Source organism: Amycolatopsis jiangsuensis (assembly GCF_014204865.1).
GTDB lineage: Bacteria > Actinomycetota > Actinomycetes > Mycobacteriales > Pseudonocardiaceae > Amycolatopsis > Amycolatopsis jiangsuensis.
Window position 1 is genome coordinate 1,386,425 of sequence record NZ_JACHMG010000001.1, and the last position, 12,587, is coordinate 1,399,011.

Below are 12,587 nucleotides of genomic sequence, written 5' to 3' on the forward strand. Positions count from 1 at the left end.
GGAACAGGACCGGGATAGACGGACCGCCAGCTGCGCCACGGCTCGCCGGTCTCAAGGTCGCCTCCCCGCGCGGCCGGGCCAAGCCACGCCGCATTCCAGCACCGACAGCTCAGCGCCCGGCATCTCGTGCACGCCTTCGAGCCGAAACCCGGCCGCACCCAGCAGTTCGCTCCAGCCGGATCGGGTTCTTTCCCTGCCTCCGCAGGCGGACAACATGAGGAGATCGTTCAGGCGCCCGGACCGGTCTCCGGTCTCGGCCAGCACCCGGTCCACGATCAGCAGGCGCGGGGCCGCGTCGCGACAGGCGGCCAGGATGTCGACAGCGCGTTCGTCCGGCCAGTTGTGCAGCACGGCGGCCAGTACAGCGACATCCCCCCGGGGAAGTTCGTCGGTCAGCATGTCCGCGCCTCGCAGGCGCACCCGGTCCGACAGCAGCGGATGCTCCGGAAGTGCGGACAGCGCCACCACTTCGGGCAGGTCCACCAAGACCGCGTGCAGCTCGGGGCGCAAACCGAGCAGCAGCTCCAGCAGGGCGCCGGTGCCGCCGCCGACATCGACTATCAGCCCGGTGCCGGGCCACACCGGCAGTTCCAGCAACGGCTCGTACATTTCGTGCGCGCGGCTGTGCATCTGGCGATGGAACGCGGCGAGCTTTTCGGGCGCGTCCGTGATCCGCTCGAACACGGGAGCGCCGAACACCTCCGGATAGCAGGGTTCGCCGGTGCGGACACTGTGCATGAAGCCGGTCCACAGGGCGAACATGTCGTTGTCGGCGAACTCCGCCCGCAGGCTTCCCGGCGTGTCAGTCGCCAGGAGCGTGCCCGCGGGAAGAAGCCGCCACTCGTCCCCCGGCCCCGGCGCCACCACGTCCAGCGTCGCCGCGGCCCGCAGGATCCGGTCCAGTACCGGTGCCGGTGCACCGACGAGTTCGGACAGCTGGACGGCGGACCGCGGCGTGGCCAGGTGATCGGCCACCCCGAGGACGGCCAGGGCGTGCAGCACCCGCCCGGGAGCCGGGTCGGCCAGCGAACGCAGCCTGCGCGCCTCCGAAGGAGCGAGAACCGCCGCGCGCGCCCGCTCTTCCGCCTCGGCCAGCTTGCGTTCCGCGGCATCGCCGAGCGTACCGGCGAAGATCCGCCGATAGTGCCCGAGCAACCGGAGGGCTTCGTCCCCAGGAATGTCCGAAGCGGCCAGGAAGGCCAAATCCGTGGGTGCCATATGCCGCGCGCCCAGCAGCGGCACCGGGCTCGCCAACGGGTGAAATTCCGAATTGTGCAGGCCTGCCGCGGCATTGCCGGGGAAGAACTCCCCGAGCATGAGCCCGGACTCGACAAAGCTCGACTTCAATTCGCGCTGGACACTTTGCACCAGGCCGATCAGCTCGTCGTCCGGAATGCCATAGGGCACTACGACGACGCTTCGGCGGGCTGCTTCGGCCGACTCGTCGCCAGCGAGCTCTTCGCGCACGCTAACCAGAATCCGGTCCAGCTCGACCCGGCCTGCGGTCGCGTCCCACTGCCGCAGCTCCACTCGCCCGTTCCGCAGTGCGTTGCGCATGAACGGACAGACATCGCCCGGCCTGCCGAGATCGGGGTGCGGCGCGGCGACAAAGCTCTCCATCCACTCCAGCGCCTGGCCGGCCCGGTCAGCCGCGGATTTCCCGGACTCACCGGGTTCATGCGAACAACGGAATTTTCTGTCCTGCACGTCAGGAACTCCCAGACTTTTCGCGCGGAGTGCGCGTCGTATCGGGCGAATCACCATTCGAGCCGGAAAGGCCTTCCGGGTCCGGGAAGCCGGCCAAGACCGGCTTCCGCTCGAGCAGCGACAGCAAGGGACCCGTCATCATCGTCGTCACGACCGCCGTTACGACCAGCGCGACGAAGATCGGCGCGGTGAGCAGCCCCGCGCTGTATCCGACCTTGAGGACGACGAGTTCGGTCAGACCCCGGGTGTTCATCAAGGTCCCGACCTTCGCGGCCGTCCGGTTCGATTCTCCGGCCAGCCTGGCGCCGAGGTAGCTTCCGCCGCCCTTGCCGAGGACGGCCATCAGCACCGCCACGGCAATGAGCGCCCAAGGCAGAGAACCGATCCCCGATGAGAACACGGTCAGGCCGGTCGCCACGAAGAACACCGGAATCAGCGCTTTTCCCACTCTGGTCACCGCGGTGACCACCTTCGCCCACGCAGCATCGTGCGGCACCGCGAGCCCGACCAGCACGGCGCCGAAGATCGCTGTCAGGCCAAGCCGTTCGACCGCGATCGCGACCCCGACCGCGAGCGTCCCGAGCCCGACAGCGGTGACCATCGGCCAGCGTCCGCAAAGGACACTCGCGGCCCGGCTGCGCAATGCGTGCCGCACCGCCAAGGCGGCCAGCGCACCGCCCCCGAGCACCGCGACAGCCTGGAGGAAGCCGTCTATCCGGCCAGAACCGAGCCCGACCGCGACCGACAGCAGCAACCAGCCCGCGACGTCGATGACCACCGCGGCCGTCATCGACAGCCGTCCCTCCGCCGTTTCGCTGATGCCCCGGTCGGCGAGGATCCTGGCCAGGACCGGCACCGCGGTGATCGACAGCGCTACCGCGCACATCAGCACGAACGCAGGCAGCGGCGCGCTGCCGCGCACCTGTCCGTCCTCGACGAAGATGACCCAGCACGCGAACAGCACTCCCGACAGCAGCGCGGGCACGAACCCGCCAGCCACGACCCATCCCGTTGTACGCCAGGAGAATTGCTGTCCGCCGAGACGAAGCTTGTGCGCGAGCCCGACAAGGAACAGGACCAGACCCGCCTCGGCAAACAGCGACAGGATCTTGCTGACCTCGGCGGGCAGGACCGTCGCGAACGACGCCTGGCCCAGCAGCGCGACAGCGACGGGACCGGCGAGCAGGCCCGCCACGATCTCGCCGATCACCTCCGGCTGGCGCAGCCGTCGCGCCGCGGTCCGGCCCAGCCAGCCGATCGCGAGGACGACGACCAGCGCCGCGAGCACGTGCGAAGTCCGGAGCAGGGCCTCGATACCGGTCATGCGCGCAGCTCGGCGAGGTACTCGTACTGGCTCGGCAACGTGTCCACCAGGAACTTTGCCTTGTCGCGGATCGCGGCGAACTCCTTGCGCGCGGCCGTTTCGTCGGAAAGGTTCAACGCGGAAGAAGGACGCAGCGGTATGCCGCCGGTCCCGAGAAGGACGCACATGTACGAGTACGGCGGCAACCCGTGGTAGTACGGGAACACGTTCTCCGAATCCGGCAACTGCACCTGCCACCGTTCGATGCGCTCGGCCAGCGCGTCGGGCATGGCGCGGGTCTTCGTGTCCTTCCAGTACCGCGTGTCGTCGCGGGCCGCGCCTTTGTAGTGCACGACAAGGAATTCCCGCACGCCGTCCATCACGTTGGCGACGGCGGAGTTGTACCGCTCTCGCAGCCTCGGATGCCAGTCAGCCGCCGGGAAGTGCTTCACCAGCTGCTCGATCGCGTGGTGGATGAAGAAAATCCCGGTGGACTCCAGCGGCTCGACGAATCCGCTGGACAGTCCGACGGCGACGCAGTTGTTCTTCCACGACTGCTCGCTGCGGCCGATCCGCATCCGGATGTGGTTGGCCTCGACCTCGGCCGCCCCCGGGCCGGCGAACTCGCGCAGAGTGCGTTCGGCTTCCTCCTGCTCGCAATAGTCCTTGGCGTACACATAACCCGTGCCGATCCGGCCGATCAGCGGGATCGTCCAGATCCAGCCCGCCTTCTGCGCGGTCGCGGTGGTGCACGGCCGGAGGCCTGCCTTTTCCGTGTCCAGCGGCACTTGCAGGGCTACCGCGCTGTCGTTGGGCAGGGTGTCCTGATAGGATACGAACGGGACATCGAGCGCCTGGTTCAACAGAACGCCGCGGAACCCGGTGCAGTCGACGAACAGGTCGCCGTGGATCTGTCCGTGTTCCTTCGTGACGACGTGGTCGATCCAGCCCCGTTCGTCGAGCCGCACGTGCCGCACCTCGTCGACGATGCGCCGGACTCCCCGGTCGATCGAATACCCGGCGAGATACTCGGCCAGCAGCGCCGCCTCGAAGTGGTAGGCGTACGGGAACTGGGTTTTGCCCTGGTGCTCGGACATCGTCAGCCCGGCGGGATCCCCGGCCCCCTCGGCGAAATCCTGATCCAGCAGCGAGCCGTCCAGCCGCCGCGGGCTGCGTCCGTTGTCGCACAAGGACGCCATCACGAAGCAGTCCTTGTCGAAGCGTTCGCTCGGTCCGTTCCGCAGCCACCAATCCGTCAGCGGGAACCCGCCTGCCGAGCGCAGCTGCTCGAACGGATGGTAGAAGTGATGGCCCGGCCCGCGCCAGTCCTCGAACCGGACAGCGAGCTTGTAGGTGGCGTTGCACGCCGGCATCCAGTCTTCTTCCTTGAGGTCGAGAAACTCGAAGAAGTGCCGGATATCGCTGAAAGTCGCCTCGCCGACCCCGATAGTGCCGATCTTCCCGGATTCGACGAGGGTCACCGACAACCGGTCGCCGAACGCAGCCTTCAGGTACGAGGCGGTCATCCACCCGGCGGTGCCGCCGCCGACAATGACCACCCGGTCAGGGTTCTTCGCACTCACATCAGCACCTCAGTTCACGTGGTCGGCCGTCCCGCGCTCCTGGTTCGCGCGCCCACCGCGGCAATGACGTTCAAAGGAAAACTGGAAGGGACATTCGAAGGCGGCCGTACGCTCGCCTGACTGTCTCACGGACCGGCGCCTGACTGCGCCAGATCGGACTTTACAGATACTTCGGCCGCACGGCAAGGAACTCGAAAGACTCCTTGACGAGCGTCGCGCATTATTTGTTTGGCTGTAACGTCAGTGGAAGGCTTCGCAGACCGTTGACCACGATCGAATCCAGCCGCTCCGGAATTCCCGCGGACCGGACCGAGCCGACCTGTGCGCAGAGCTCCCGGAAGATGGTCCGCATCTCGAGCCGCACCAGCCGGCCGCCCACGCAAAAATGCGGTCCGGCTCCCAGCGCGAGATGCCGGTTAGGAGAGCGCTGGAGGTCGAACACGTCCGGATCGCCGAATTGCCGGTGATCGCGGTTCGCCGACGGCAGCCAGCACACCACCAGATCGCCTTCGCGGATCTGCTGATCGCCGACCCTGGTGTCGGCGACCGCCTTTCGCATCATATGCGTCGCGCTTGAGGTCCACCGCAGGATCTCGTCGACAGCAGTGCTTTCCACCGCGTCGAAACGCCGGCGCAGCAGCTCCCATTGCTCCGGGTGCTCCAGGAGGGCGAGCATTCCGCTCGCAGTGGCGAGCCGGACGTTTTCCGTTCCGCCGACCAGCAGGTTGTCGCAATTGAGCACCACCTCGTCGAGTGACATCAGCTCGCCGTCGACCGCAAGCGAAGCGAGCGCGCTGACCAGGTCGTCTCCCGGTTTCTCCCGGCGCTCCGCCGCCAGGTCCGCGAAATAGCCGAGGATTTTCGCATGCGCGAGGCTGCGCTCTCTCGCGGTGCCGGCACAGAAGGCTTGATTGGTCCAGCCGGCCACCGCGGGCCGGTCCGCCTCGGGGAGGTCCAGGAAGGCACAGATCAAATCCACCGGCAACTGCGCGGCGACATCGGCGACGAAGTCGATCGTGCCCGCTTCGACCGCCTTCTGCACAATGCGGTGAGCAGCGACGTCCAGCTCGGCTTGCAAGGTATTCAGATGCCGCGGGGCGAACCAGGCCGCGACCGCTTCCCGGATCACCGTATGCCTCGGCGGATCAGACAGCGCGAAAGTGCGATTGCCGCCGGGATCGGCTCCCTGCGCCGAAGGCCGCAGTACGATCCCCGAGGAGGAACGGAAGTGCTCCGGGTCGCGCAGGACCGCCTTGACGTCGTCGTACCGGGTCGCCGACCAGAATCCCGGAAACGCCGCCGGTTCGTGCCAGGCCACCGGCTCGTACTCGCGCATCCACTGCCACAGCGAGAACGGCAGGCCGTCGAGATAGGTGGCGCCGTCGACCAGATTGTCCATGTCTTCGACCAAAACTTCGCCTCTCCGACGACGGCGGCAGGTGCACCGGGGCCGATCTCCCGGCTAGCCGCGGATGTGTTCGGCTTCGGCGGCGCGCAAAAGGCCCGCGCACCGCGAAAACGGAGCGACTCGCGCGGACGCTCAGCGCGAGGCGTAAAGGGTATAGATGGCGATGCCGTCCGGCAGGTCGTCGGCGAGCACGGCCGTGACAGTGAAACCTCGCTCGCCGAGCAGCGCCTCGGCGGCGGCCAGCGCCCCGCCGGTGTCCTGGATCTCGGCGACCACCTGCCGGATCCGGGCCCAGTCGCCTTCGTCCAGTCCGCGCAGCACGTCCACCTCGGCGCCTTCGGCGTCGACCTTCAGCAGGTCGATCGGGCGCGTCGGCTCGACCTCGGCGAGGACGTCGGACAGCCGCTTGATCTCGACCGGAACCGTCTCGCTCCGGAACGCTCCGGTCGTGGTCACCTCCTGGAAAACCCGTTCGCCGACCAGGTCGAGCAGCGGGCCTTCCTTGAGTTCCCGGTACCGCGTGGAATTGCCGGGCAGCTGCGGGTAGAACGTGAAGTCCACCCTCGCCTCCGCGCGCTCGCCCAGCCCGGACGGGAACACCCGGACCCGGTCGGCTCCGTGCAGTTCCAGGTTGGCGCGCAGGGCCGCCACGAGCGCCGGATGCGGTTCGAAGGCCAGCACGTCGACCTCGGCCGCCTCCTTGCTCGCGAACAAGGAGAACAGTCCCACATTCGCGCCGACGTCCACCACCAGCGCGCGGTCCGGGATGTCGATCCCCTCCCGAAGATAGCTTCGCCGGGTGAACACCTCGTCGTAGATGAAGTTGATCTCGGCGTACTTGCCTGCCGGATCGACGGTCGCGTAGCACGCGAAGCCGTCGGCCAGGTCCAGTTTCACCGCAGCCATTTCCACCACCGCTGACCTCCCCTCGGACAATGGCAGACTATAGTCGACGATAAACGTGTCAAGCAGGTCAAGAACAGCCTAAATATGCGGCGCGAGAAATGTTAACTCCCTGCTTAAACAGATTGACGGCCCGGCGGCGGCGAACCGATCATTCGGCGTGGAGCGGCAGTTCCGCCCGCTCGCGCACCGAGGGGGAACTCGTCATGGCGTTCGGTCCGGCACTCGACCGCGACACTCTCGACCGCGAATACTCGCCCAGCTCGCGCATTCCTGACATCGGCGTCTATCTCGACGAGTACGCCGTGCGCAGCAGGCAGGTCCGCGCCGATTTCCCCCGGCGCCACTGCCTCCGCTACGGTCCCCGTCCCGAGCAGCTGCTGGACTACTTTCCGCCGACCGGCGAGGGCGCCCCGCTGCACGTCTATATCCACGGCGGGTACTGGCAGCAGCTCGACAAGAACGACTCGCACTTCCCCGCGCCAGGTTTCCTGCGGGCGGGCGCGGGTTTCGCCGCGCTGGGCTACGGCCTCGCCCCGCGCTACTCGCTGGACGAGATCGTGACCATGGTCAGGGAGGGCCTGCTCTGGCTGCTCCGCACGGCGGACAGACTGCCGGGACGGCCGGGCGCGATCCATCTCAGCGGCAGCTCCGCCGGCGCTCACCTGATCGCGATGGCCCTGCTGACGGGCTGGCTGCCGGACGGACTGCACCCCGCGGACGTCTTCGCCAGCGCGACCCTGCTCAGCGGCGTCTACCTGCTCGACCCGCTGCGCGGGACCTACATCAACGACGCTGTCGGCCTCGACGCCGAGGCGGCCGACCGGAACAGCCCGATCGCGCTGCTGCCGGAGCGCCTGCCGCCGCTCGTGGTCGCGCGTGGCGACGACGAGACCGACGCCTTCGCCTGGCAGCACGACGAGTTCGTGGCCGCCGCACGCCCGAGGGCAGCGTCGCTGACCGACTTCGTGGCGCGGGAGCGCAACCACTTCGACCTGCCGCTCGACCTGAGCACCCCGGGAACCCAGCTCGGGGACGCGGTGCTGGGGCGGACGGTTGGCGCTCAGCCCAGCCCAGTGCGCACGAAATCCTTGCCGGCCAGCTGACCGTCCCGGAAACACAACCGGTACAACGACTCCGGCGCGGGCACGATCGCGGCCCCGGTCAGGTAATAGCGGCAGGACGCCGCTGCGGGCTGAGGCACCTCGTCAGTGAGCTCAGGTGCGCTCAATTCGAAGGCTGGCAACGACTTCTCCACCTGTTCGCTGGTCTCGCCGATGCTCAGCCGGTCGAAGTCGGCGCGCGAGAGCACGGTGTTCAACACCCAGACCGCGTAGACGCCGAGCACCAGCATCGTCGCGGCCGCGGTGATGCCCACGGGGAGCGCGATCCCCTTCACCAGCCGCCAGCGGATGCGCCGCTGGGCGCGTGCCATTCCGCGCGCCGCCGGCGACCCGGCTTCGCCCGCCGCGCCCGCCGACGTCCGCACAGCGATCCCCTCGCCGTGCGGAAGCCGTGCAGTGACCCGGAATCCGCCGTCGTGCGGTTCGGCGGCGAACTCGCCGCCCGCGAGCCGCACCCGCTCCTCCAAGCCGATCAGTCCTCGCCGCCCCCGCACCGCGGAGATCGGCGGGCTGCCCGGAGCGGGGCCGTTGGTCACGGTCACTTCCGTCTGATCAGCGTGGTAAACCAGCTTGACCAGCACCTGCGCGCCGGGCGCGTGCTTGGTCACGTTGGTCAGGGACTCCTGCACGACCCGGTAGGCAGCCCGGTCGGCGAGCGGGGCCAGCTCGACCGGTTCGCCCTCGTGCTCCAGCCGGACGGCGAGACCGGATTCCCGGGTGCGCTCGACCAGTTCGGCGACGCTCTCGTGCACCGGCTCGGCCGGCGCGGGCGCCAGATCGTGCCGCAGCACCCCGACCACCGCGCGCAGCTCCTTGGTCGCGTTGGTCACCGCGAGCCGCATGTCCCCGGCGAACTCGCGGCATCGCTCGTCCACCGCCGGGTCCACCTCGAAAACCCCGGCCCGCAAGGCGATCAGGCTCAGCGCGTGGCCGAGGGAGTCGTGCATGTCCTGCGCGATCCTGGCCCGCTCCCGCAGCCGTTCCTGCTCCGCGGTGATCTCCTGCTCGCGTTCCAGCTGACGTGCCCGCTCCCAGCCCGCGCTGATCAATCCGGCGTACAGCCTGCGGTACCGGCCGGCCAGCCACGGCAGCACGCCGAGGAACAGCAGCGCGGCGAGGAAGTAGAACCAGTAGAGCAGATTGCTCGCGATCCGCGGCAGCGAGCCGCCGCTGAGCACTCCCGCCGCCACCGCGACCAGCAGCCCGGCCAGCACGCTGAACGAGAAGCCGAGCAGCGGCCCGCGGACGGCATCGACCGTGCGGCCGATGCGGTAGCTCACCACGACCAGCGCGACGACGTAGGACAGCAGGAACGGCGGGCTGATGCTCAGGTTCGAGACCTGCGTCAGCGCGACCGCTCCCACGAGCAGCCAGGAGACCAGCGGCACCGCTCTGGCGAGCGCGCCCGCGACGGCGAGCGCGCCGACCCCGGCGAGCAGGGACAGCCACGGCACGCCCCGCTCCCCCTGCAGCGTGCGCTCGGCCAGCACCAGCAGGATCAGCCCGGCCCACATGCCCAGTTCCCGGTACGTCCTGTCGGTGGCGAGCGCGCGTAATCTCGCGACGCGGGCGGCGGCGATCTTCACAAGGTCCATAATAGTTGCGGCGGCGCCGCGGACAACGGCGGTCCGCTAGCATGGCCGCGGAACATGAGGAGGCACAAGCATGATCCGAGTGGTGCTCGCCGACGACGAGGCCATGGTGCGCACTGGGGTCTGCGGGATCCTGACCACCGATCCGGAGATCGAAGTGGTCGCCGAGGCGGGCAACGGGCTGGAGGCGATCGAACTGGTCGCCCGGCACCGGCCCGACGTGGCCGTCCTCGACATCCGGATGCCCAAATTCGACGGTTTCGCCGCGGCGGAACGGATCTGCGCCGCCGAGTCGAACCGGACCGCGGTCATCATGCTCACGACGTTCTCCGAAAGCACTTACATCGCCAAGGCTTTGCGGGCCGGGGCCAGCGGGTTCCTGGTGAAGTCCGGCGACCCGCGCGAGCTGATCGCCGGGGTGCGGGCCGTCGCCGACGGCGCCGCCTACTTCTCGCCGCACGCGGCCACGACCGTGATCGGCTCGTTCAACGATGACCGGACCGCCCGCGGCGACGCGGCCAGGCAACGGATCGAAGCGCTGTCCGAGCGGGAACTCCAGGTGCTCGCGCTGGTCGGCGCGGGCCGCTCCAATCAGGAAATCGGGCGCGAGCTCTACCTCGTCGAGGGCACGGTGAAGAGCTACGTCAGCACGATCCTCAACCGGCTCGACGTCCGCAACCGCGTGCAGGCCGCGATCATCGCCTATGAGGCCGGAGTGGTCGAGAAACTGAGCTAGCGTCCCGAGGCGGCTTCGTCCTTGCCGGAGAAGACGAGGTCGCGGAGCCGGTCCAGCCGCCGGCGGTCCACTGTGGACAGCAAGGTGCGGACCCGGTCGGCGTGCGTGCCGCCGAGGCACGGGACGGGGATCACGACCGCATAGCCGTCCGCGCCGGGCCGGAAGGTGAGCGCACTGGTCAGGGGAAGTTCGGCGGTCACCGGGATCTTGGCGTCCATCTCGTCCCACGCCCGCACCAGATCGCGATCGGTACGGCCGGCGGGAAGCGACATCGACCCGGACGAGTACATGTCCAGCAGCCACTTCCGCATGTCCTCGTGGAAAAACCGGCGCAGATCGGCGCGAACGGGTGCGGAGCGCGCTTCGGCCAGTACTCGCTCGGCGGCTTCTTCGCTGGGCACGGTGCCCAGCACGAGGTCCGCGAAGCCCTCTTCGGCCGTGCGCTGCCTGCTTTTCGGGTCGAACCTGGTGACCACGGTGATTTCGCCGGTCACGGTCAGCCGCTCGCCCGCTTCGGCCAGCCGCAGCCAGAGATCCCAGTCCTCCATGGCGATGCGCTCGGTCGCCCAGCCGCCCGCGGCCTCGGCGATGCCCCGCACGTGGCCGATCCGCGACGGCTCGTACATCGGCAGCATCAGCTGCAGATCGGGATGCCACACGGTGCCGAACAGACTGGGGTTGTTCAGTTCCCTGCCGTCCCCGGCGACGTGCACGTTGCCGGTGCCCGCCCACCTGGCACCCCGCTCCAGCAGGCCGAGCAGCACTTCGAGGTGGTTCGGCCGCCAGCGGTCGTCGTCGTCGAGATAGGCCACGTACGGAGCGGTCGCCAACTCCAGCGCCCGGTTGCGGGGTCCGCCGGGGTGCCCGCTGTGCGGCGCCGCGACGAAGCTGATCCTCGCGTCGTCGAACGACCGCACGACTTCCTCGGTGTCGTCGGTCGACCCGTCCGACACGATGATCAGGCGCCAGTCGCGCACACGCTGTTCGAGCACGCCCAGCACCGCGGCCTTGAGCAGCTCGGCCCTGTTGTAGGTCGGGCAGACCACGTCGATCCTGCTGGGCACGGCGGGCACCTCGTCTCGAACCGGTTTCGGCTCGAACGCTAGTGCCCGCCGGAGCGGGACACCACGTGGTTAACGGTCGGCTTAAAGCCTTGTCGGCTCCGCGCGGAGCCAGGTTGAATCGGCGCGGGGCTGACGATGTCATGGCCGGGCTGGCCGTTCTGCCACTTCTAGGGGGACTCACACAGCATGACGGAAAGCCGCGAAGAGTTCGATGTCGTAACGGAGCGGGGAAAGCCCGCCGTGATCCTGGCGAAGCCGGAGCGGGTCGGCGGTCCCGAAGCGTGGGTCGAGCGGCAGTGCGACCGGATCCGGTCCGTTGTGGCCGGCCACGGCGCCGTGGTCGTGCGCGGGCTCGAATTGGTCGAGCTGCCCCGGATCGATTTGGCCAGCAGGCTGCTCAGCACGAGCGTCATGGTCGAGCGAGAAGGCTTCGCGCCGAGGGAACAGCGCAGACGCCACCTCTACTCCGGCACCAAATGGCCCTCGGACCAAGTGATGTGCATGCACCACGAGCTCAGCTACCTGCGCACCGCGCCGAGCCTGCTGATGTTCTCGTGTTTGACCGCGCCGGGCGAAGGCGGCGCCACGGCCGTCGCCGACGCCGCCGCGGTGCTCGGCGATCTGCCCGGCGACCTCGTGCGCCGGGTGGCAGGCGAAGGGTGGTGGCTGGACCGCAACTACCACGAGGAGATCGGCGTTCCCTGGGAAGCGGCCTTCGGCACCTCTGACCGCGCCGCGGTCGAAAAGTACTGCCGGGACAACGACATCGAGTTCGCTTGGACGGACGGCGGGCTGCGCACCAGCCAGCTCCGGCCCGGTGTGGTGACACATCCCGGCACCGGCGAGCGCTGCTGGTTCAACCAGCTGGCTTTCCTCAACGAGCACACCATGGAACCCGACGTCCGCGACTACCTGCTGGCGGCGTTCGGCCCGGCCGGGCTCCCGTTCACCACGAGGTTCGGCGACGGCGAACCTCTCGACCGGGCCACCGTGGACCTCGTCAACAAAGTCTACGGCGAGCGCACCTCGCGCGAACCGTGGCAGCGGGGCGACCTGCTGCTGGTCGACAACATCCGGATGGCGCACAGCAGGGAGCCCTACCGCGGCGAACGGGACGTCGTGGCGGCCTTCGCCGACCCGTTCGAGCCCGCGGCGCTGCGCTGACCG

10 protein-coding genes are annotated in these 12,587 nt (G+C 68.8%); 3 read left to right on the forward strand and 7 right to left on the reverse strand.

Annotated elements, in window-relative coordinates:
• Nucleotides 1–51: 51 nt before the first annotated feature.
• From BJY18_RS06100 to BJY18_RS06120, 5 genes are all read right to left on the reverse strand, one after another.
• On the reverse strand, nt 52–1,620 hold the full coding sequence (locus BJY18_RS06100) for a DUF6875 domain-containing protein (protein ID WP_184778438.1): 1,569 nt from the start codon (nt 1,618–1,620) through the stop codon (nt 52–54).
• Between the two features lie 88 nt (nt 1,621–1,708).
• Nucleotides 1,709–3,031, reverse strand: coding sequence for a cation:proton antiporter (locus BJY18_RS06105; RefSeq protein ID WP_184778440.1), 1,323 nt, complete (start codon nt 3,029–3,031; stop codon nt 1,709–1,711).
• On the reverse strand, nt 3,028–4,593 hold the full coding sequence (locus BJY18_RS06110) for a tryptophan halogenase family protein (protein ID WP_184778442.1): 1,566 nt from the start codon (nt 4,591–4,593) through the stop codon (nt 3,028–3,030). The genes BJY18_RS06105 and BJY18_RS06110 overlap by 4 nt, the downstream gene beginning before the upstream one ends.
• 220 nt (nt 4,594–4,813) lie before the next feature.
• The gene (locus tag BJY18_RS06115; RefSeq protein WP_184778445.1) at nt 4,814–5,992 is read right to left on the reverse strand and encodes a cytochrome P450; all 1,179 of its coding nucleotides are present in this window, start codon (nt 5,990–5,992) and stop codon (nt 4,814–4,816) included.
• 141 nt (nt 5,993–6,133) lie between these two features.
• Nucleotides 6,134–6,907 carry an FkbM family methyltransferase gene (locus tag BJY18_RS06120; protein WP_184778447.1) on the reverse strand — a complete coding sequence of 258 codons (774 nt, stop codon included), beginning with the start codon at nt 6,905–6,907 and terminating at the stop codon, nt 6,134–6,136.
• Nucleotides 6,908–7,110: 203 nt separating this feature from the next.
• Here BJY18_RS06120 and BJY18_RS06125 point away from each other — a divergent pair, with 203 nt between their 5' ends.
• A complete protein-coding gene (locus BJY18_RS06125; RefSeq protein WP_184778449.1) occupies nt 7,111–8,010 on the forward strand; it encodes an alpha/beta hydrolase in 900 nt (299 codons plus the stop codon).
• On the opposite strand, the gene BJY18_RS37360 is transcribed toward BJY18_RS06125, so the two are convergent.
• On the reverse strand, nt 7,968–9,614 hold the full coding sequence (locus BJY18_RS37360) for a sensor histidine kinase (RefSeq protein ID WP_184778451.1): 1,647 nt from the start codon (nt 9,612–9,614) through the stop codon (nt 7,968–7,970). The two genes, BJY18_RS06125 and BJY18_RS37360, sit on opposite strands and share 43 nt — an antisense overlap.
• 79 nt (nt 9,615–9,693) lie before the next feature.
• On the opposite strand from BJY18_RS37360, the gene BJY18_RS06135 reads away from it, so the two are divergent.
• Nucleotides 9,694–10,356, forward strand: coding sequence for a response regulator (locus BJY18_RS06135; protein WP_184778453.1), 663 nt, complete (start codon nt 9,694–9,696; stop codon nt 10,354–10,356).
• Here BJY18_RS06135 and BJY18_RS06140 read toward each other — a convergent pair.
• Entirely contained in the window at nt 10,353–11,420 is a 1,068-nt protein-coding gene (locus tag BJY18_RS06140; protein ID WP_184778455.1) for a glycosyltransferase family 2 protein, read from the reverse strand. The genes BJY18_RS06135 and BJY18_RS06140 overlap by 4 nt on opposite strands.
• 186 nt (nt 11,421–11,606) lie before the next feature.
• On the opposite strand from BJY18_RS06140, the gene BJY18_RS06145 reads away from it, so the two are divergent.
• Nucleotides 11,607–12,584 (forward strand): TauD/TfdA family dioxygenase, encoded by a 978-nt coding sequence (locus tag BJY18_RS06145; protein ID WP_184778456.1) that lies wholly within the window; start codon nt 11,607–11,609, stop codon nt 12,582–12,584.
• Nucleotides 12,585–12,587: the final 3 nt, after the last annotated feature.

What these genes read in the sequence shown, in the direction of transcription:
- BJY18_RS06100 (WP_184778438.1), bottom strand. Translation starts at nt 1,620, where the DNA reads ATGGAGAGCTTTGTCGCCGCGCCGCACCCCGATCTCGGCAGGCCGGGC.
- BJY18_RS06125 (WP_184778449.1), top strand. Translation starts at nt 7,111, where the DNA reads ATGGCGTTCGGTCCGGCACTCGACCGCGACACTCTCGACCGCGAATAC.
- BJY18_RS06120 (WP_184778447.1), bottom strand. Translation starts at nt 6,907, where the DNA reads ATGGCTGCGGTGAAACTGGACCTGGCCGACGGCTTCGCGTGCTACGCG.
- BJY18_RS06105 (WP_184778440.1), bottom strand. Translation starts at nt 3,031, where the DNA reads ATGACCGGTATCGAGGCCCTGCTCCGGACTTCGCACGTGCTCGCGGCG.
- BJY18_RS06135 (WP_184778453.1), top strand. Translation starts at nt 9,694, where the DNA reads ATGATCCGAGTGGTGCTCGCCGACGACGAGGCCATGGTGCGCACTGGG.
- BJY18_RS06115 (WP_184778445.1), bottom strand. Translation starts at nt 5,992, where the DNA reads ATGGACAATCTGGTCGACGGCGCCACCTATCTCGACGGCCTGCCGTTC.
- BJY18_RS06145 (WP_184778456.1), top strand. Translation starts at nt 11,607, where the DNA reads ATGACGGAAAGCCGCGAAGAGTTCGATGTCGTAACGGAGCGGGGAAAG.